Origin of the sequence: Myroides sp. JBRI-B21084 (assembly GCF_030545015.1) — a bacterium.
GTDB lineage: Bacteria > Bacteroidota > Bacteroidia > Flavobacteriales > Flavobacteriaceae > Flavobacterium.
In genome coordinates, this window is record NZ_CP120653.1 from 2,306,272 (window position 1) to 2,325,641 (window position 19,370).

The 19,370-nt window shown below is 33.0% G+C and carries 19 protein-coding genes; 6 read left to right on the forward strand and 13 right to left on the reverse strand.

Features of this window, described 5'->3' with window-relative positions:
- Positions 1 to 6: 6 nt before the first annotated feature.
- From P3875_RS11075 to P3875_RS11125, 11 genes are all read right to left on the reverse strand, one after another.
- Positions 7 to 1,695, reverse strand: a complete 1,689-nt coding sequence (locus P3875_RS11075; protein WP_303444026.1) for an ABC transporter ATP-binding protein — start codon at positions 1,693 to 1,695, stop codon at positions 7 to 9.
- Positions 1,696 to 1,782: 87 nt separating this feature from the next.
- Positions 1,783 to 2,205 carry an OsmC family protein gene (locus P3875_RS11080; RefSeq protein ID WP_303444027.1) on the reverse strand — a complete coding sequence of 141 codons (423 nt, stop codon included), beginning with the start codon at positions 2,203 to 2,205 and terminating at the stop codon, positions 1,783 to 1,785.
- Positions 2,206 to 2,529: 324 nt separating this feature from the next.
- Positions 2,530 to 3,243: a 3'-5' exonuclease gene (locus P3875_RS11085; protein ID WP_303444028.1), complete on the reverse strand. Its 714-nt coding sequence runs from the start codon at positions 3,241 to 3,243 to the stop codon at positions 2,530 to 2,532.
- Positions 3,243 to 4,397 (reverse strand): serine hydrolase domain-containing protein, encoded by a 1,155-nt coding sequence (locus tag P3875_RS11090; RefSeq protein WP_303444029.1) that lies wholly within the window; start codon positions 4,395 to 4,397, stop codon positions 3,243 to 3,245. The genes P3875_RS11085 and P3875_RS11090 overlap by 1 nt, the downstream gene beginning before the upstream one ends.
- Before the next feature lie 108 nt (positions 4,398 to 4,505).
- The gene (locus P3875_RS11095; protein ID WP_303444030.1) at positions 4,506 to 4,991 is read right to left on the reverse strand and encodes a hypothetical protein; all 486 of its coding nucleotides are present in this window, start codon (positions 4,989 to 4,991) and stop codon (positions 4,506 to 4,508) included.
- Positions 4,992 to 5,050: 59 nt separating this feature from the next.
- Positions 5,051 to 5,248, reverse strand: a complete 198-nt coding sequence (locus tag P3875_RS11100; protein ID WP_303444031.1) for a helix-turn-helix transcriptional regulator — start codon at positions 5,246 to 5,248, stop codon at positions 5,051 to 5,053.
- On the reverse strand, positions 5,232 to 5,708 hold the full coding sequence (locus tag P3875_RS11105; protein WP_303444032.1) for a hypothetical protein: 477 nt from the start codon (positions 5,706 to 5,708) through the stop codon (positions 5,232 to 5,234). Before P3875_RS11105 ends, P3875_RS11100 begins: the two co-directional genes overlap by 17 nt.
- Before the next feature lie 222 nt (positions 5,709 to 5,930).
- Positions 5,931 to 7,532, reverse strand: a complete 1,602-nt coding sequence (locus P3875_RS11110) for a fumarate hydratase (RefSeq protein ID WP_303445441.1) — start codon at positions 7,530 to 7,532, stop codon at positions 5,931 to 5,933.
- Between the two features lie 93 nt (positions 7,533 to 7,625).
- A complete protein-coding gene (locus P3875_RS11115; protein WP_303444033.1) occupies positions 7,626 to 8,501 on the reverse strand; it encodes a DUF4476 domain-containing protein in 876 nt (291 codons plus the stop codon).
- A gap of 108 nt (positions 8,502 to 8,609) precedes the next feature.
- Positions 8,610 to 9,353 (reverse strand): uroporphyrinogen-III synthase, encoded by a 744-nt coding sequence (locus P3875_RS11120; protein WP_303444034.1) that lies wholly within the window; start codon positions 9,351 to 9,353, stop codon positions 8,610 to 8,612.
- A 13-nt stretch (positions 9,354 to 9,366) separates the two neighbouring features.
- Positions 9,367 to 10,116, reverse strand: a complete 750-nt coding sequence (locus P3875_RS11125; protein WP_303444035.1) for a DUF4271 domain-containing protein — start codon at positions 10,114 to 10,116, stop codon at positions 9,367 to 9,369.
- Positions 10,117 to 10,133: 17 nt separating this feature from the next.
- On the opposite strand from P3875_RS11125, the gene P3875_RS11130 reads away from it, so the two are divergent.
- The 4 genes from P3875_RS11130 (at position 10,134) to tyrS (ending at position 13,970) form a co-directional block, all read left to right on the forward strand.
- The gene (locus tag P3875_RS11130; RefSeq protein WP_303444036.1) at positions 10,134 to 10,856 is read left to right on the forward strand and encodes a polyprenol monophosphomannose synthase; all 723 of its coding nucleotides are present in this window, start codon (positions 10,134 to 10,136) and stop codon (positions 10,854 to 10,856) included.
- Complete coding sequence (locus P3875_RS11135; RefSeq protein WP_303444037.1) at positions 10,857 to 12,194, forward strand: dihydroorotase; 1,338 nt, start codon at positions 10,857 to 10,859, stop codon at positions 12,192 to 12,194.
- A 2-nt stretch (positions 12,195 to 12,196) separates the two neighbouring features.
- A complete protein-coding gene (locus P3875_RS11140) occupies positions 12,197 to 12,592 on the forward strand; it encodes a DUF4296 domain-containing protein (RefSeq protein ID WP_303444038.1) in 396 nt (131 codons plus the stop codon).
- Positions 12,593 to 12,665: 73 nt separating this feature from the next.
- A complete protein-coding gene (tyrS, locus tag P3875_RS11145) occupies positions 12,666 to 13,970 on the forward strand; it encodes a tyrosine--tRNA ligase (RefSeq protein ID WP_303444039.1) in 1,305 nt (434 codons plus the stop codon).
- A 61-nt stretch (positions 13,971 to 14,031) separates the two neighbouring features.
- Here the strand turns inward: tyrS and lysS are convergent, their stop codons facing one another.
- A complete protein-coding gene (gene lysS, locus P3875_RS11150) occupies positions 14,032 to 15,735 on the reverse strand; it encodes a lysine--tRNA ligase (RefSeq protein ID WP_303444040.1) in 1,704 nt (567 codons plus the stop codon).
- 128 nt (positions 15,736 to 15,863) lie between these two features.
- Between lysS and lipB the strand changes: the two genes are divergently transcribed.
- Complete coding sequence (gene lipB / locus P3875_RS11155) at positions 15,864 to 16,568, forward strand: lipoyl(octanoyl) transferase LipB (RefSeq protein ID WP_303444041.1); 705 nt, start codon at positions 15,864 to 15,866, stop codon at positions 16,566 to 16,568.
- Between the two features lie 39 nt (positions 16,569 to 16,607).
- Here lipB and P3875_RS11160 read toward each other — a convergent pair whose 3' ends face one another.
- A complete protein-coding gene (locus P3875_RS11160) occupies positions 16,608 to 17,207 on the reverse strand; it encodes a ribonuclease HII (protein WP_303444042.1) in 600 nt (199 codons plus the stop codon).
- Positions 17,208 to 17,310: 103 nt separating this feature from the next.
- On the opposite strand from P3875_RS11160, the gene P3875_RS11165 reads away from it, so the two are divergent.
- Positions 17,311 to 19,299 (forward strand): S8/S53 family peptidase, encoded by a 1,989-nt coding sequence (locus P3875_RS11165; RefSeq protein ID WP_303444043.1) that lies wholly within the window; start codon positions 17,311 to 17,313, stop codon positions 19,297 to 19,299.
- The last annotated feature ends 71 nt before the right edge of the window (positions 19,300 to 19,370 follow it).

The window sequence follows — 19,370 nt, forward strand, 5'->3', positions numbered from 1 at the left end:
CCTTTTTTAAATACCTTTTGGAATAGCGTTTATTAATTTTTTGGTGTAGTTTTTTTGTGGATTGTTAAGCAATTCATCGGCTTCGTTGCGTTCTTCAATTTTTCCTTTGTTCATTACGATAATTTGGTCGGAAAAATACTTCACAACAGCTAAATCGTGCGAGATAAATAAATAGGTAAATCCAAAATTATCTTTTAAATCATTTAGTAAATTTAAAACTTGTGCTTGCACCGATATATCTAAGGCTGAAACCGATTCGTCGCAAATAATTAATTTAGGATTAACAGCAATGGTTCGTGCAATACCAATACGTTGGCGTTGACCACCTGAAAATTCATGTGGATAACGGTTGTAATGTTCTGGTTGTAAGCCTACTTTTTCCAACAAATCATACACTTTTTCTTTACGTTCTTTGTCATTTGAATACAATTTATGCACTTTCATAGGCTCTAAAATAGCTTCGCCAACGGTGATTTTTGGATTTAACGAAGCAAACGGATCTTGAAAAATAATCTGTATTTCTTTACGCAATTCTTTCAATTCGGTTTTAGATAATTGCGTAATATCTTTGTCTCTATAAAATATATGTCCTTTTGTTGCAGGATCTAATTGTAAAATAGCATTTCCTAAAGTTGATTTTCCGCAACCACTTTCGCCTACCAAACCTAACGTTTCGCCTTCGTATATTTCAAAACTTACATTATCAACTGCTTTAAAATTTTCATTTGGTTTAAAAAAGTGCGTTTTTAAAAGATATTCTTTTTCAACGTTTTCAACCCTTAACAATGGTTTTTGGTTGTACATTTTTTCTAAACGTTTGGTGCGTTCGGCTTTTGTAATTTCGGCTTCGTGCGCTTTGTTGTTTAGATAATCTTTAATAGTTGGTAGCCTTTTTAATCTTACATTTAATGAGGGGCGCGATGCGATAAGCGCCTTTGTGTAAATATCTTGTGGGTTATGAAATACGTTTGTTACGTTGCCTTCTTCAACAATTTTTCCTTTGTACATAACTAAAACACGATTGCAAATTTCAGATATCAATGATAAATCGTGTGAAATAAAAACCACACTCATTCCTGTTTCTTTCTGCAAACTTTTTAACAATAAAATAATTTCTTTTTGTACTGTAACATCAAGTGCCGTAGTGGGTTCATCGGCAATTAAAATTTCGGGTTTGCAGGCAATTGCCATTGCAATCATTACCCTTTGTTTTTGTCCGCCTGATATTTGGTGTGGATATTTGTTAAAAAGTGTTTCAGAATCGGGTAATTTTACTTGATCAAATAAACGTAAAACTTCGGCTTTAATTTCTTTTTTAGATAATTGGGTGTGTGTTTCTAAAATTTCGGCAACTTGTTCACCACAAGTTATTGATGGATTTAACGAACTCATAGGTTCTTGAAAAATCATAGCTATTTTATTTCCTCTAATTTTTTGAAACAATTTTTCGGAATAATTTCCAATATTTTCATTCTTAAAAAAAATAGACTCGCTGCTAATTTTAGATACATTTTTAGGTAATAAACCCATTACAGCTAAACTTGAAACTGATTTTCCAGAGCCTGATTCGCCCACAATTCCTAATATTTCGTTTGGGAAAACTTGAAATGAAACCGAATGGATTACTTGATTCCATTTTTTTTCTTGTAAAAACGAAATGCTTAAATTTTTAACTTCTAAAATTGGTTCTTCCATAAAAAAACTACCCTTAATTATAAAAATTAAAGGTAGTAAAAACAAACTTAAAATTTAACAAGCATTTTTGCTTTAAGTTAACGTAAATTAAGCTACGTTTTGCGTGTAATCTTTAGTAACAACAAGGTTTATTGGCGTGCTGCTTAAAAGTGTATTGTAAATAGGACAACGTTCTTTAATTTCATCCATCCAAAATTTTAAAGTTGTTAAATCGGCCGTTGTAATTGGTTTTACAACCAAGTCAATGGTTTCAAAATGATTTGGTAAGGCGATGTTTATTGTGCCTTTAATTTCAATTTGTATCGATTTTAAATGCATACCTAAATCATCAGCAATTTCATGTCCTACTTTGTTAACACACGTTGCCAAACCCGCTAATAGATACTCTAAATGGGTGTTTGACTGTTTTTTTGTGTTGTTTTGATTTATTGATAATTGTAAATCGTTGCTTTTAATGTGTAATTGGTTTTGACTTACAAAACTTAACAATGAAATTTGTTCTTGGCTCATGATTACTGGTTTTAAAGTTTAATATTAATTGATTGGACAAAAAAAAATCCCCTGCACATGCAGAGGACTTAGTTATATATATTGTAAAAAAAGTTTACAATTTAGTACATACAAAACCTCTGCGGGAAAATTTCCACATTTTACAATTGCGTGTATGTTTAATAAATTGTTGCATTTTTTATTTAGTACTGATTTTAATATTTAGTACAAAATTCTAATTTTTTATTTTAAAAAGAAAATTATTTTTAATATTTAACATTTTATTGTTTTTATCCGAAAATATTTCTATTTGTAATCTGTTTGCTTCTTTGGCCTATTAAGGAGTTAAACCGAAACAATTTCATGTTCACTCAAAATAGGTTCGTTGCGCAATCGAAGAAAAATTTGTGCAACGGCAACTACATCGCGTTCGCAGTATTTAGCAATACGTTCTATATTGTTTTCATTGTAATATACGCTGCGCACTTCACTTCCATCGATATCTTCTTTAGGAGATGGTATACCCAAAACATGTGTGAGTAATTTTAGCGAAGTATAATGTTTATAATCGCCAAATTTCCATAATTCTAACGTGTCTAAATGCGGAATTTCCCAAGGTTTTCTTCCAAAAAGTTGTAATTTTTCAGGAATGTTAATACCGTTAATTAACATTCTTCTGCATAAATACGGTATATCAAATTCTTTAATATTATGACCACAAAAAACAAAAGCTGGATTTGAAAAATGTGTTTTTATCAACGCATTAAAATCTTCTAATAGCTGTTTTTCATCGCCAATAATTGATTTAGTTCTAAATTGACGTTCGGCATTTTTAATTGTGAAATATCCAACCGAAATACAAACAATTTTACCAAATTCGGCCCAAATTCCTGCCCGATCATAAAACGCTTCAGGTGAAATTTCCTCTTTGCGTTGGTATTGTGTTTTATCTGCGAATAAATCTTGAGTTTCTTTAGGTAAATTGTTAAAAAAAGCTTCTTGAGGCACGGTTTCAATATCTAAAAATAGAATGTTGGGTAAAATTATTTTATCAATCATTAGCGTTGGTTTAACATGTTATAAGCTTCATCAATATAAACATACAAATCGTTACTGTGTGGATCGGTTGTAGTTTGCAAACCTTTAATATGCCCTAAACGCACAATGATTAATTCATCTTCGGGAATAACAATGGTAAACTGCCCCAAATGGCCGCGCATGTAGTAAATATGTTTGTTTTTGTAGTTTGATAACCACCAACCATAACCGTATTGAGGACTGTTTTTAAATCGTGGATTAATTGATTTTTGTATAAACGCAGATGATATTATTTGTTTACCGTTCCATTTGCCATTTTGCAAATAAAGTTTGCCAAAACGTGCAAAATCGCGTGCGTTACTTGCAATACAACAATAGGCTTTTTCAATGCCTGTATCTTTTTGGTCTATTTGCCACAATGCATCATGTTCCATACCCATAGGTTTCCAGAAATATTTCGACACAAAATCTGCAATTGTCATTTTAGTAGCTTTTTCTAAAACCATTGCCAATAGCTGCGTATCGCCACTTTGATAGATAAATTCCTGTCCAGGTTTTTTATCGATAGGTAAACTAAGCATCAACGCTCGTAAATCGGTTTTAAAATAAGCTTGTGTGGTAATTGATGTTGGTCCGTAATAATTTTCATCCCATTTTTGTCCCGATGCCATACTTGCCAAATCGCCAACGGTTACTTCTTTAGCGAATTTGCCCGTTAGTTCGGGTAAAAAATCAATCACTTTAGTGTCTAAACTTTGTATCATTCCTAAGTCAATCGCTTTACCTAATGCCGATGTTACAATGCTTTTCGCCATTGAAAACGAGTTGGTTTTGCTGTCTTCTTTGCCAATATCAAAATAACTTTCATGAAAAATACTGTCGTTTTTTATAATTAAGAACGATGTAGTTTGTAATTCTTTATGCGTTTTGTTAAGCTTATCAGTAGTCGCTATTTTATTGTAATTTTTAGAAATGTACCAAGGTTGCGCCGTTCCATTTTTAATTTCGCGATTATTAAAATAGGTGTAATCTTTTAAAAAAGCAGTTTTATGACCGGTTAAATACGTTACACGAACTGCTTTAACTAAATATCCGTAGCCCAAAATATAAAGCAATGCAATTAAGGTTACCAAAACTATAAGCAACCATTTGAGTGTTTTTAAGATAAATTTCATGTTTTTTAGTTTGATATTTAAAGATAACAAAATTTATTAATTGCGTAATTTGTTTTTTCACCACAGATTTATAGACTTTTTATAGTTAGGAGGACAAAACAGCTGTTATTAAAGACGTAATAATGTAAGTTCTATGGATTTAATTTTTTCATTTTTGTTTTTATTTGAAGTAAGATCTATTTCGTTCCAATTTAAAACCTTAAATCTGTGTATTAAATTTTTTCTTTCATAAATCGAAAGAATGCAATTTTTATCATCATAACTCCAAAATAGAACACCTTTAGCGTAGCCAATACTTTGGCTCCAATTTTTTTGAGTAAAACTAAAATTTCTAGCTTTCTTAAAACTTAATGTTACATACTCTAAATGACCTAAATAATCGTATTCACTTTCATCAAATTGAATATCATATTTGTTAAATTGTTGTTGTGATTTTTGGGTGTATTTTATAAGTTTTATTGTATCCCTTTTGAAAAAGACGCTGTCTTTATTATCACTAAACCATTCGGTTTTTTTAATTTGTTTTTTACTAAACGATTGACCATAGGAGCCAAAACTAATCATTAAAGTGAAAATTATATAGAAAATATTCATGTCGAATGATTTAATATTTATGAAAATATGATAAAAAACGAGAATTAAAGATAACAAAACTACTCGTCATCTAACAGAAAAATTTCGTTTACCGTTACATTGAACATTTTAGACATACGCAAAGCCAGTTCTACGGACGGAGCATATTTTCCGGCTTCGATTGCATTAATAGTTTGTCTAGTTACACCTAATTTTTCTGCCAATTCTGCTTGCGTGATGTTATGAATGGCACGAAATACTTTAATCTTCGTTTTCATAACTGAATTGTTTTTTATAGATGAATAATTTGGTGTAGTAGAAGATGTTTAAAAGTATTAGATGAAAAAAAATAAGCAACGATATTAATGACATAAATGAAAGTCCGTATGTAAATAACACCAAAAATAGTGTCATTGCATATGTGAAATACGTAGCTTGAACTAATGATTTAAAACGAATTAATAGAATAAATTCATCTTCAATTTTTTCTTTAGAAAATGCAAGAATAATTCCGCTAATTAAAAAAAATGTGGTTACAATTTCGCTTGAAATCTCATCGTTTAGTGTTGTAAAATACACTGGTTGACCAAATGGGTATTCAGCAGAAAATGAAAAAACCGTTGTGCTTATATCAAATAAATTGTCTTCATAGGAAGGGATAAATAATATTGAAGATATGATAAAAATTACCAATGCTGGAATTTTTAATTTGTTCGGAAATAGATAAATACTTTTCATAATATACAGTTTAAAAAATTGATTGAATCAAATGTAATGAAAATTTTATATTATGTAAAAAATATTTTACAAATAGTAAAAATAAAATTACTTTATAGAATTGTTTATTGAGACCCTGAAACAAGTTCAGGGTGATGAAACTCGAGTAAAGGAATACAAAAAAGCTCTATAAAGTATTAACCTTATAGAGCTTATCGCTTAAAGCGTATTAATTATAACTATTTACAAATTCTGAAAGAAATCGTTTCCTTTATCGTCGGTAATTATAAACGCTGGGAAATCTTTTACTGTAATTTTACGCACAGCTTCCATTCCCAATTCAGGAAAATCAACCACTTCAACACTTAAAATATTGTCTTTTGCTAAAATTGCAGCCGGTCCACCGATTGATCCTAAATAAAAACCGCCGTGTTTTGCACAGGCATCGGTAACTTGCTGTGAGCGGTTTCCTTTTGCTAACATAATCATTGATCCGCCCGCTGCTTGGAACTGATCAACGTAACTGTCCATACGTCCTGCTGTTGTTGGTCCAAATGAACCTGAAGGCATTCCTTCTGGTGTTTTTGCCGGACCTGCATAATAAACAGGATGGTTTTTAAAATATTCGGGCATTGGTTCGCCGTTATCTAACATTTCCTTGATTTTTGCATGAGCAATATCGCGGGCAACAATAACGGTTCCATTCAACATTAATCGGGTTTTGATTGGATGTTTGGTTAATTCGGCCAAAATGTTTTGCATTGGTTGATCTAAATCAATATGCACAGGCTCTTCCAAATGCGGAGCTGTTTCTGGTAATAATCTTGCAGGATTTGTTTCTAATTGTTCCACAAAAATACCATCGGAAGTAATTTTTCCTTTAATGTTTCTATCAGCCGAACACGAAACGCCTAAACCAACAGGGCAAGATGCTGCGTGGCGTGGCAAACGAATTACACGAACATCGTGCACTAAATATTTACCGCCAAATTGCGCACCAACACCTGATTCTTGACATATTTTTTGTACGCGCTTTTCCCATTCTAAATCGCGAAAAGCTTGTCCGGCCATGTTCCCTGTTGTAGGTAAATTGTCGTAATAACCAGCAGATGCTTTTTTAACGGTAGCTAATGTTGCTTCGGCAGAAGTTCCGCCAATAACCAACGCCAAGTGATAAGGAGGGCAAGCTGCCGTTCCTAAATCCATGATTTTAGCTTTGATGAACGCTTCTAACGATTTTTCGTTTAATAACGATTTTGTTTGTTGATATAAAAAGGTTTTATTTGCCGATCCGCCACCTTTTGCAAGGAATAAAAATTCGTACGAATTTCCTTTTTTAGAATAAATATCAATTTGTGCAGGAAGGTTAGACCCCGAGTTTTTCTCTTCGAACATTGAAATGGGAACGATTTGAGAATAACGTAGGTTTTTGTTGATATACGTATTGAAAATACCTTTTGATAAAGCTTCTGCATCATCAGTACCGGTATATACGTTTTCGCCTTTTTTTGCCATTACAATTGCTGTTCCAGTGTCTTGGCACGATGGTAATTCGCCACCAACAGCTACTGCAGCATTTTGTAACAAGTTGTAAGCTACAAAACGGTCGTTATCTGTAGCTTCGGGATCATCAATAATAGCGCGTAATTTTTCTAAATGCGATGTGCGTAGCATAAACGAAACGTCGGTCATGGCTGTTTCTGCCAATAATTCCAATCCTTTTGGGTCAACAGTTAAAATTTCTCTGTCGCCTAATTTTTCAATTTTTACGTAATCTGATGAAATTTTGCGGTACTGTGTATCGTCTTTTTGAATAGGAAATGAATCCTGATATAAAAAATCAATCATTTTTATTGTACTGTTATTTAGCTGTGTAAATTTACTGAAATCATACTTAATTTTAAATTAAAAGCATAAAAAAAGAGAAGTTGCCTTCTCTTATCTTCTTTTTGATACGTAATTCATTAAATCTTTTCGGTTTCTGTCAAAATCAAAACTTTCATAAACAGTGTAAAAATTATAAGTGTCTGTACAGTAGTCATATAATAATTTACCTGCTTTTAATCGGTTATCGTCAAATGAAAAAGTATCTAGTAATATTTTTATTTGTTGCGCTGTAAACATAGCCGTAGGTACTTGTTGTTGTATAAAAGCCAATTTATCATTATCAAAACTTGCTGTTTTTTTTAAAGTTTCTACAAAGTTGTTAAAAGAACGGTTGTCCATTACGTTATTTTGTTGGTTGTAACCAGGCTGATTGTTGTAATTTGGTTGGTTGTTGTATGGGTTGTTCCAAACATCGTCCCATTCGTTTACACCATACATTTGTCCTTGTACACGGTACGAATCTAACAAAAACAATCCTTTGTTGCTAAAATAATCTAGTACCAAACGGGTGTTGTTGCGTACGTTTAATGCGGTACGATATACTAAATATCCATCTTGATAAATAGCAAGCGTCATTCTGCCTGATTGTAAATCAAAAAAACGGTATTTACCTGATGAAGAACTTATAATTTGATCGTCTATTTCAACTGTAAAATAGCCGTATTCAGGTATTCTTAAAAAAACTTCGGCGTAGCTGTTGTTCTGGTGCCAATTATAACGTGGACGACCGTTTTGGATGGTTCGCGGTTGCACAGGCCTACCGTTTGTTTGTTGGACTGTTGTTTGGCGGTTTTGATTAACAGCTTGCGGTTTTTTCATTTCGGTAACCGAAGCTTCGTTTTTTAATAATTCGCCTTTTTTTCCTGCTTCTTGGGCAAAAGTTAATGTACTTAGGGCAATTAAACAAAGAGTAATTATTTTTTTCATGATGTTATAGTTTGTGTTTATAGTAGACTATTCATGAATCGTGCCAAAATGTTGTTGTTCGATAGATTGCAAAAAAAAACATCTTCGGAATGAAGATGTTTTTGTCTATTATTTATTAACCTTTGCAAGGTATTGATCTATTGCCATAGTCATTGAAGGTGCTTCTGGTGTGGGTGCCATAATATCTACACGTAAACCAAATTCTTCGGCTTCTTTTTTAGTTGTACTTCCAAAAACACCAATTCTTGTTGTGTCTTGAACAAAATCAGGGAAGTTTTTAAACAATGAATTTATTCCTGTTGGGCTAAAAAAGCACAAAACATCGTATTTTACATCTGCTAAATCAGATAAATCGCTCATTGCTGTGCGAAAAAATATTCCTTGTGTCCAGTTTACACCTAAATCGTTAAGTGTTTGTGGTACATCGTCGTTTAATTTATCCGATGCAGGTAATAAAAATTTATCGTCTTTAAATTTTTTAATCAAAGGAGATAAGTCGGCAAAATCTTTTTGGCCAACATAAATTTTACGTTTGCGGTAAACTACATATTTCTGTAAATAATAAGCAATAGCTTCAGACTGGCAAAAGTATTTCATAGTTTCAGGAACTTTGAAACGCATTTCTTCTGCTACTCTAAAGTAGTGATCTACAGAGTTTTTGCTTGTAAGAATGATTGAACCAAAATTGTTCAGATCTATTTTTTGCTGACGCACTTCTTTGGCGTTTACACCTTCAACGTGAATGAAAGGTCTAAAGTCAATTTTTACTTTGTATTTCTGTTGAATGTCAAAATACGGTGAGTTTTCTACTTTAGGTTCTGGTTGCGACACCAAAATTGATTTCACTTTCATATAATTTTATGCTTTATGACTTAGAAATAACCAGCCAATGATATAAGATTACATAGGGGGCTATTTCAAAGGTGCAAAGATACAAAATAAAATAAAACAAAAACGGACTAAATGTTTTTTGATAATTTTTTAATAAAAGTACGAACAAAACCATATTAAAAAGTATAAAAAATCCCGATATGTACCATATAAAATAATCAAACAAAACGTGATTGTAGTAAAAAATAGCAACAATTGGTAAAAGTATTAATCCTAAAAACGATCGGTAACTTACTTTAACAAGGTTGTATTGTTCTGCAAATTCTTCCATATCAAAGCAAACAGCAATAATTTTTTCTAAAAAATATTTTACTAAAACAAAAAACAGCAAAATACTTAAAACGCGTAAATATGCTGGAAAATATCCCAAATTAGTAAAACCGCTAAGGCTAATTATGTAATGTATAAATAAACTTAACGATACCATTTGAACAAAAAACATGCTTATTGTAAAACCGCTTTTCATGTTGTTAGAATCGCGGTATGTAGATAAATATTTGTTAGAAAAAGCTAATTTTATGAAATCGTCAAACCTATTAGGAAAAGTTAAACGGTTAATAACAACAGCTGTTAAGGCAACTACCAGTAATGCAGTTACCCAATCTAAAGAGATAATGTTTCTTTGTAAAAATTCTATTTCCATAAACGCAGTAAAATTAGTAATTTTATATCGAAAAAAACCTTCTAATTTTATTAAGAAAACTACATTTAAAAAAAAGTACATTTGCCAATAATTATTTTATGAAGCAAAATCTAGTTGTAATACCCACGTTTAACGAAATAGAAAATATTGAAGATATTTTAAGGGCTGTTATGCACTTACAAATACCTATTGATGTGTTGGTGGTTGATGATAATTCGCCCGATGGTACTTCTGAAAAGGTGTTACAACTAGCTGAAGAATTTCCAAATCGTATTTTTTTAAAAAAACGACTAAAGAAAAACGGTTTAGGTACTGCTTATGTTGCTGGTTTTAAATGGGCATTAAAAAACCATTACGAATATATTTTTGAAATGGATGCCGATTTTTCGCACAACCCAAATGATTTAGTTCAATTGTTACATGTTTGCCAAAACGTTGCCGATGTTGCTATTGGTTCGCGTTACGTAAAAGGGGTAAACGTTGTTAACTGGCCACTTAGCAGGGTGTTGCTTTCCTATTTTGCATCGGTATATGTACGTTTTGTAACCCGTATGAATGTTATGGATACCACGGCAGGTTTTATTTGTTACCATCATTCGGTTTTAGAACAAATTAATCTTGATAAAATAAAATTTGTAGGTTACGCTTTTCAAATTGAAATGAAATACCGCGCATTTTCTCGAAATTTTAAATTGGTAGAAGTGCCAATAATTTTTACCGACCGCACCAAAGGAAAATCAAAAATGTCGGGCAGTATTATTAAAGAAGCTGTTTTTGGTGTGTTGCAATTACGATTAAAAAAACTATTTAATACTTTGTAAATGAGTACTATATTAATTAAAAACGGAACAATAGTTAACGAAGGAGCGCTTTTAAAAGCAGATATTCTTATCGAAAACGAACTAATTTCTAAAATAGATACCCAAATAACCACCCAAGCCGATAAAGTTATCGATGCTACCGGCTTGCATATTTTTCCAGGAGTTATTGATGATCAGGTGCATTTTCGCGAACCTGGTTTAACGCATAAAGGCAATATAGCAACCGAATCTAAAGCTGCCATTGCAGGTGGGGTTACTTCGTTTATAGAACAACCTAACACTGTACCCAATGCTGTTACCCAAGAAATTTTAGAAGAAAAGTACCAAATTGCAGCACAAACATCTTATGCAAATTTTTCTTTTATGATGGGTGGTACAAACGATAATTTAGAGGAAATTTTAAAAACAAATCCCAGAAATGTAGCTGGTATTAAGTTGTTTTTAGGCTCGTCAACAGGAAATATGTTGGTTGATAATGAAGCAGTTTTAGAAAAAATTTTTTCATCAACAAAAATGTTAATTGCCGTACATTGCGAAGACGAACAAACCATTCGTGAAAATTTAGCGGCTGCAAAAGAACAATTTGGTGATGATATTCCTGTAACGCAACATCCCATAATTCGTAGCGCTCAAGCTTGTTACAAATCATCGTCAAAAGCTATAGAATTGGCAAAGAAAACAGGCGCACGTTTGCATGTTTTTCACATAAGTACGGGAATTGAAACCGATTTGTTTAGAAACGATATTCCGTTAGAAGAAAAATTAATTACTGCCGAGGTATGTGTACACCACTTGCTTTTTAGTGATGAAGATTACAACACCAAAGGTAATTTTATAAAATGGAATCCTGCTGTAAAATCGGCAGCAGACCGAGCGCAAATTTGGCAAGCATTGTTAGATGATCGTATTGATGTTATTGCAACCGATCACGCACCGCATACATTAGAGGAAAAATCGCAAAAGTATGCGCAAGCTCCTTCAGGTGGGCCATTAGTGCAACATTCTTTAATTACCATGTTAGAATTTGCTAAAGAAGGTAAAATTTCATTAGAAAAAGTAGCTCAAAAAATGATGCACAACCCAGCAATTCTTTTTAAAATTGAAAAACGTGGTTTTATAAAAGAAGGCTTTTTTGCAGACTTAGCTTTAGTTGATTTAAATGCAGAAAAATGGACAGTTACTAAAGAAAACGTATTGTACAAATGTGGTTGGTCACCTTTAGAGGGGAAAGAATTTACTACAAAAGTGGTATCTACAGTTTTAAATGGTAATTTAGCAATGGAGAACGGAATTGTTGCTGAAAATTGTTACGGAAAACGCTTGTTATTTAACCGATAATTATGAAAAAAGTAGTTTTATTTTGGTGTTTTATTTCACTTGTAGCTTGTTCTAAAAAAGATGAATTTAAGGTTTCGCAAGAAAAAATGGTCGATGTGATTTATGATTTAACTGTAGCTTCAAGTGCACGTAATACTGCAAACCGTAGAGATTCGGTACAACACATTGTTTCTTATCAAACAATTTTAAAAAAGTACGGATTAGATAGTTTGCAATTTGTAAATGCACAAAAAAGGTATCAAAAAAATCCTGAAATCTACACAGCTATTTACGATTCTGTTTTAAAACGATTACAAGTTCAATTAGATAAAGCAAAAAAATCAAAACCCGAAAAAAATGATATAACGCCCGAAGTACAATTAAAAAGTTTTCCTTTGGCGCGTTTAAAACAACAATAAATAGTAAGCTGCATTTTTTGTAGCTTTCTTTTTTTTCTGAAAGTAGTATATTTGCACATTAAAAATAATAAAAATGAAGAATTTAGTAGAAGAATTACGTTGGCGAGGCCTTGTGCACGACATGATGCCCGGAACCGAAGAACAATTATTAAAAGAATCTACTACAGCATATATTGGTTTCGATCCAACCTCTGATTCATTACACATTGGTAGTTTAGTGCCAATTATTTTACTTCGCCATTTACGCAATTTTGGTCACAAACCAATTGCTTTAGTAGGTGGTGCTACAGGTATGATTGGCGATCCTTCTGGAAAATCAGACGAGCGAAATTTATTAGACGAGGAAACGTTAACCAAAAACGTGAATGGTATTAAATCTTTGTTATCACGCTTTTTAGATTTTGATGCCAATGATGAAAATGCACCCGTTTTAGTGAATAATTACGATTGGATGAAAGATTTTTCGTTCATAGCATTTGCGCGCGATGTTGGTAAACGCATCACCGTTAACTACATGATGGCTAAAGATTCGGTAAAAAAACGTTTTGAAAGTGATGGTGCAGGTATGAGTTTTACCGAGTTTACCTATCAATTAATACAAGGATACGATTTTTACCATTTAAATAAAACCTACAACTGTTTGCTGCAAATGGGTGGTAGCGACCAATGGGGGAATATTACAACTGGTACTGAATTGGTGCGCCGTATGAATGTTGATAACGAAGAGCGTTCTAAGGCGTATGCTATGACGTGTCCGTTAATTACTAAAGCCGATGGGTCAAAATTTGGAAAATCTGAAGGGGGTAATGTTTGGTTGACTGCTGACAAAACTTCGGTTTACAAATTTTATCAGTTTTGGTTGAACACGTCAGACGAAGATGCTGAAAAATACATTAAAATTTTTACTTTTTTAGATAAAGAAACTGTAGAAGCTTTAATTGAAGAGCACAAACAAGCACCGCATTTACGTGTGTTACAAAAACGTTTGGCAGAAGAAGTTACTGTTTTTGTACATTCTAAAGACGAATATGAAAATGCTGTAAAAGCATCGGGTATTTTGTTTGGAAATGCATCGGCTGATGATTTAAAAGCTTTAGACGCTAAAACCTTTTTAGAAGTTTTTGACGGAGTGCCTCAAGCTGAAATTTCAATGGAAGATCTAAATGCAGGAATTGATATTGTTGAGGTTTTAAACGCAAAATCAGGTTTTATGAAATCGAATGGGGAAGCGCGCCGTGCGTTAACTGAAAATTCAATTTCGGTAAATCGTGAAAAAGTACAAGAAGGTTTTACTTTATCACCTAACGATTTAATTAACAATCAGTTTGTGTTGTTGCAACGCGGTAAGAAAAATTATTTTATTTTAAATGTAAAATAAGAAATTAAAATATAAAAAAAACGGGGCTGTTCTTTGTAACAGCCCCGTTTTTTATGAAATGCTATGCATTTATTTCTACAAACTTAGTTTCGTCTTCGGTAACAACTTTCGTTAAATTGTATTGCGTTAATGCTTTCATAGCTTTATCCCACTTTTTACCGCTTAATGCAGCTTGTTCTTTTAAAGTAGTTAAAGGCATTTTATTTTCGTTTTTCTCTAAAATAGCAACAATTATTTTTTCGTCATCGCTTAATTCGAAAGCTGGTGCTGCTTTTTCTGGTCGCATTTGCGGGAAAAACAATACTTCTTGTATAGAAGGATTGTTCGTTAAAAACATAATTAATCGGTCCATACCAATACCTAAACCACCTGTTGGAGGCATACCAAACTCTAAGGCACGTAAAAAGTCTTCATCAATAAATTGACCAGCTTCATCGTCGCCTTTTTCAGATAATTTTAATTGTTCTTCAAAACGTTCGCGTTGATCAATAGGGTCGTTCAATTCAGAATATGAATTAGCTATTTCTTTACCACAAACCATTAATTCAAAACGTTCTGTTAATTCAGGATTGTTGCGGTGCTCTTTAGTTAAAGGCGACATTTCTTTTGGATAATCGGTAATAAATGTAGGCTGTATGTAATTACCTTCACATTTTTCGCCAAAAATCTCATCAATTAATTTGCCTTTACCCATGGTGTCATCAACAGCAATTCCCATGTTTTTAGCAGCTTCGCGAATTTCGTCTTCCGTTTTTCCATCTATGTCAAAACCAGTAAAATCAATAATAGCTTGGCGCATAGTTACACGCTTATAAGGTGCTTTAAAATTAATTTTATGTTCGCCAAAAGTTGCTTCGCTGGTGCCGTTTACTGCAATTGCACAATGTTCTAACAATTGTTCAGTAAATTCCATCATCCAATTATAGTCTTTGTAAGCTACGTATATTTCCATAGCGGTAAACTCAGGGTTATGGGTTCTGTCCATCCCTTCGTTACGGAAGTTTTTAGAAAATTCGTATACTCCTTCAAAACCACCAACAATTAAACGTTTTAAATATAATTCGTTAGCAATACGCATGTATAAAGGAATGTCTAACGCATTGTGATGCGTAATAAACGGACGCGCCGCAGCACCACCTGGAATAGATTGTAAAACGGGTGTGTCAACTTCTAAATACCCGCGGTCGTTAAAAAACGAACGCATGGCATTGTATAATTTGGTGCGTTTTATAAAAATTTCTTTGTTAAGTGGATTTACAATTAAATCAACATAACGCATACGGTAACGTAATTCAGGATCGGTAAATGCATCAAAAACATTGCCTTGTTCGTCGGTTTTTGGCAACGGTAACGGGCGTAAAGTTTTAGATAAAATCGAGAATTTTTCAACACGAATACATTTAGCACCTACTTGTGTTGTAAACAATTCTCCTTCAACACCAATAAAATCGCCTAAATCGGTTAATTTTTTGAAAACAGTATTGTAAAGTGTTTTGTCTTCTTCAGTACAAATTACATCACGGTTTAAATACAATTGAATTCTGCCTTCTTGGTCTTGAATTTCGGCAAAACTAGCTTTTCCTTGATCGCGAACACTCATTAATCTACCGGCAGTTACAACCTTCTTACCTTCTTCAAAAGTTTCCTTGATCTGCTTCGATGTATGATCTACCGGAAACAAATTAGCGGGATAAGGATTGATACCAAGCTCACGTAACTTGCTCAATTTTTCTCTTCTGATGATTTCTTGTTCTGAAAGTTGCATAAAATTTAAAATTTCTGTATTTAACCTGCAAAATTAATTATTTTTTAATTTTTGATGCTAATTTCTTTGAATATTTTTTAAGACATTAGTTTATTTAATTTGCTTAAATTTGAATAAATTTTATTGAGATGAATAAGAATGTTCAAATTCAGGATTTAGGTTTTAAAGATTACAAAGAAACATGGGATTATCAAGAAACATTGTTTCAGGGTATTTTAGACCTAAAATCACAAAACCGAAAAAACGAACCAAATATACAGCAAACTCCTAATTACTTGCTTTTTGTAGAACATCCGCATGTTTATACATTAGGAAAAAGTGGTGATTTGCAAAATTTGCTTTTGAATAACGAGCAATTAGCTGCCAAAGAAGCTACCTTTTATAAAATAAACCGCGGAGGCGATATTACTTATCACGGACCAGGACAAGTGGTTGGGTATCCTATTTTAGATTTGGATAATTTTTTTACCGATATTCATAAATATTTACGCTTTTTAGAAGAAGTAATTATTAAAACCATAGCCGATTACGGTTTAAAAGGGGAACGTAGCGAAGGCGAAACAGGTGTTTGGTTAGATGTTGGTACCCCATTTGCGCGTAAAATTTGCGCTATGGGTGTGCGTGCATCGCGTTGGGTTACTATGCACGGTTTTGCTTTAAACGTAAATACCAATTTAGGATATTTTGATCATATAATTCCGTGTGGTATAAAAGGTAAAGCAGTTGCCTCGTTAAATGTAGAATTAGGTGTTGAAAATGTAAATGAAGATGAAGTAAAACAAAAAATACTACATTATTTTAAAGAGCTTTTTGAAGCAGAATTTATTAAGTAATATAATAAGGAGTGAAATTTCACTCCTTATTATATTATATCAAATATCTAAACGTAGTTGTTCAGGTAATAATTTAAATGATTTTCGGTGGTATTTACATGGGCCATATTCTAAAATAGCTTCGCGGTGTTTTTTAGTTGGATACCCCATGTTTTTGTCCCAACCATACATAGGAAATTCTTCGTGCAAGCGTAACATGTATTCATCGCGATACGTTTTTGCTAAAATAGATGCAGCAGCAATACTCAAATATTTACTATCACCTTTAACAATGGTTTGGTGCGGAATAGAATCGTACGGTTTAAACTTATTGCCGTCAACAATAATAAAATCGGGCTTAAACGATAATTGCGAAATAGCTAGGTGCATTGCTTTAATTGATGCGTTTAAAATGTTTATTTCGTCAATAACGGTTTCGGATACATGTGCAATGCTAAATAAATTGCTGTGTGATTCAATAAAAGATCTTAAATTGTTTCTTGAATGAATGGATAGTTTTTTAGAATCGTTAATTAAATCGTTCTCTAAAGTGGGGGTGATTAGTATAGCAGCAGCAGTAACTGGCCCAGCTAAACAACCACGGCCAGCCTCGTCTGTGCCAACTTCAAATTCTAAGTTACTATAAGTTTTTAATAACATAACAAAATGTTAAATATTGTAATAATTTGATAAAAATGAAAAGATTACAACAAAAATACATAAATTTGATATTGTAAACATATTACAAATAATTTAAGTAAAAATGAAAAATAAAATTACCAAGTTGTTTTTGGCTTTGTTGGCACTTACTGCGTCAAACAATCTACATGCGCAAGATCAACCAATGCCAGATTACGTACGTAATGCAACAAACATTGAATTCTTAACTCAATTTGCAAAAGAAAAAAGTTTAGAATACGAAACAAATTACAATAAAGCGGTTGAAATGGCGCGCGCGCAAAATATGCCTATTTCAGGATATAATGAAGGTCGTTACTTTTCATTAGTAGGATATGATCAGGAAACAGGAAAATTAAAATACTATACTACAACAAATAATTCAGCAACAAAAAGTTCGTTACAAACAGCAAATGCTAAATCGTTACATGCAAACGGAATTACTGGGGCAGGTATGAAAGTAGGTGTTTGGGATGGTGGTGTTGGTTTACCCAATCACTTAGCTTTTTCTGGAGGTAGATATATTGTTAAAGATAATAATACCGGTACAATAGAACATGCGGCTCACGTTGCTGGTACAGTTGCTGGTGGTTTATGGACAGATGCAACAACGTTAGGTTTTTCGTACGACTCACAGGTATATGCGTATAACTGGGGGAATGATACTGCTGAAATGACAGCTGCTGCTACTGCTCAAGTAAATCCTATTTATGTATCAAACCACTCATATGGTTTAGATTTTGCAGGTTCAGGTGCGCCGGTTTCTATTTTCGGACAGTACAATGCGCAATCTCGTGATGCAGATTTATTAGCAAACAATGCTCCGTATTATACTATGGTTCATTCAGCAGGTAACGACAGAAATAATAATTTTAACCCAGGTAAAATTGCAGGAAAAGATTTATTAAGTAATGAGAAAACTGCTAAGAATGTAGTGGTGGTTGCGGCTACACAAGGGACAGATGATTATGCTGGTATCACAGGAGTAGCATCGGTAACTTCAGTGGGCGGAGTACCTCCGTTCATTTCAAGTTTTAGTAACTATGGTCCAACCGATGATTTTAGAATAAAACCAGATATTTCAGCAAAAGGAGTAGGAGTTAAATCAATTTCTAATACAAGTGTATCTTCAGTTGAAACCCTAGACGGAACGTCTATGGCGGCGCCTGCTGTTACAGGAGTGTTTAATTTATGGCAAGGGTACCACAATCAAATTTTCACAAAATACATGAGATCGGCTTCAGTGCGTGCGTTAATGGCGCATACAGCTCGTGAAACAGGTCCGGCTGCTGGTCCAGATTTTATGTTTGGTTGGGGATTGATAGATGCAGCTAAAGGTGTAGAGATTATGGATGAAGCATTAGCGGGTACAAGTTTGTTTAAAGAATTTGAAATTACACAAGGAACTGGTTTTGAATACAGTTTTCCTTATAATGCTGCTGAACCATTAGTGGTTACAATTGCGTGGAATGACCCGGCAGGTACTGTTACTTCACAAGCAGATTTAGATTTGAAAAAGTTAGTAAACGATTTAGATTTGCGTCTTGTAAATACAGATACTAACCAAACGTATTATCCTTGGTCTTTAACACGCAGTTGGTCAGTTGCTCCAACATCATCGCAAATTGCTGTTCGTAACGTAGATAACATACGTGATAATATTGAAAAAATTGAGCCACAAAATGCAATTGCTGGAAACTACAAAATTATAGTTACGCACAAAGGTACTTTACAAGGGGGTAGACAAGCTTATTCATTAATAGTTTCAGGAGCAGGTGGAATAATGCCAGTTACAGACGGAGCTGTTTCAGTAGAAAATCAGGTGTTGAATAATTTAACTATTTATCCAAACCCAGTTGATACAAACCTTACTATTAGTGGTGATTTAGCAAGTATTGGTGCAGCTAATGTACAGATATTTGACCTAGCTGGTAAAAAAGTTAAAGACTTAAACTTAGAGTTTACAAATTCAAACAATACATCAATTGATGTTTCAAGTTTAAATTCAGGTGCGTATATTTTATCAATCGAGAAAAACAACGCAAAACAAAGCTATAAGTTTATTAAAAAATAAAAAAATACATATTTGAAAATTTTTAAGAGAATTGTTCGTTCAATTCTCTTTTTTTGTATGTTAAAAATTTG

Excerpts from the sequence above, each read along its gene's own strand:
- lysS (WP_303444040.1), bottom strand. The coding sequence starts at position 15,735 with ATGCAACTTTCAGAACAAGAAATCATCAGAAGAGAAAAATTGAGCAAG.
- P3875_RS11125 (WP_303444035.1), bottom strand. The coding sequence starts at position 10,116 with ATGTACTTTTTTTTAAATGTAGTTTTCTTAATAAAATTAGAAGGTTTT.
- tyrS (WP_303444039.1), top strand. The coding sequence starts at position 12,666 with ATGAAGAATTTAGTAGAAGAATTACGTTGGCGAGGCCTTGTGCACGAC.
- P3875_RS11135 (WP_303444037.1), top strand. The coding sequence starts at position 10,857 with ATGAGTACTATATTAATTAAAAACGGAACAATAGTTAACGAAGGAGCG.
- P3875_RS11095 (WP_303444030.1), bottom strand. The coding sequence starts at position 4,991 with ATGAATATTTTCTATATAATTTTCACTTTAATGATTAGTTTTGGCTCC.
- P3875_RS11160 (WP_303444042.1), bottom strand. The coding sequence starts at position 17,207 with ATGTTATTAAAAACTTATAGTAACTTAGAATTTGAAGTTGGCACAGAC.
- P3875_RS11085 (WP_303444028.1), bottom strand. The coding sequence starts at position 3,243 with ATGATTGATAAAATAATTTTACCCAACATTCTATTTTTAGATATTGAA.
- P3875_RS11100 (WP_303444031.1), bottom strand. The coding sequence starts at position 5,248 with ATGAAAACGAAGATTAAAGTATTTCGTGCCATTCATAACATCACGCAA.
- P3875_RS11090 (WP_303444029.1), bottom strand. The coding sequence starts at position 4,397 with ATGAAATTTATCTTAAAAACACTCAAATGGTTGCTTATAGTTTTGGTA.
- P3875_RS11105 (WP_303444032.1), bottom strand. The coding sequence starts at position 5,708 with ATGAAAAGTATTTATCTATTTCCGAACAAATTAAAAATTCCAGCATTG.
- P3875_RS11165 (WP_303444043.1), top strand. The coding sequence starts at position 17,311 with ATGAAAAATAAAATTACCAAGTTGTTTTTGGCTTTGTTGGCACTTACT.
- lipB (WP_303444041.1), top strand. The coding sequence starts at position 15,864 with ATGAATAAGAATGTTCAAATTCAGGATTTAGGTTTTAAAGATTACAAA.
- P3875_RS11080 (WP_303444027.1), bottom strand. The coding sequence starts at position 2,205 with ATGAGCCAAGAACAAATTTCATTGTTAAGTTTTGTAAGTCAAAACCAA.
- P3875_RS11120 (WP_303444034.1), bottom strand. The coding sequence starts at position 9,353 with ATGAAAGTGAAATCAATTTTGGTGTCGCAACCAGAACCTAAAGTAGAA.
- P3875_RS11130 (WP_303444036.1), top strand. The coding sequence starts at position 10,134 with ATGAAGCAAAATCTAGTTGTAATACCCACGTTTAACGAAATAGAAAAT.
- P3875_RS11115 (WP_303444033.1), bottom strand. The coding sequence starts at position 8,501 with ATGAAAAAAATAATTACTCTTTGTTTAATTGCCCTAAGTACATTAACT.
- P3875_RS11075 (WP_303444026.1), bottom strand. The coding sequence starts at position 1,695 with ATGGAAGAACCAATTTTAGAAGTTAAAAATTTAAGCATTTCGTTTTTA.
- P3875_RS11140 (WP_303444038.1), top strand. The coding sequence starts at position 12,197 with ATGAAAAAAGTAGTTTTATTTTGGTGTTTTATTTCACTTGTAGCTTGT.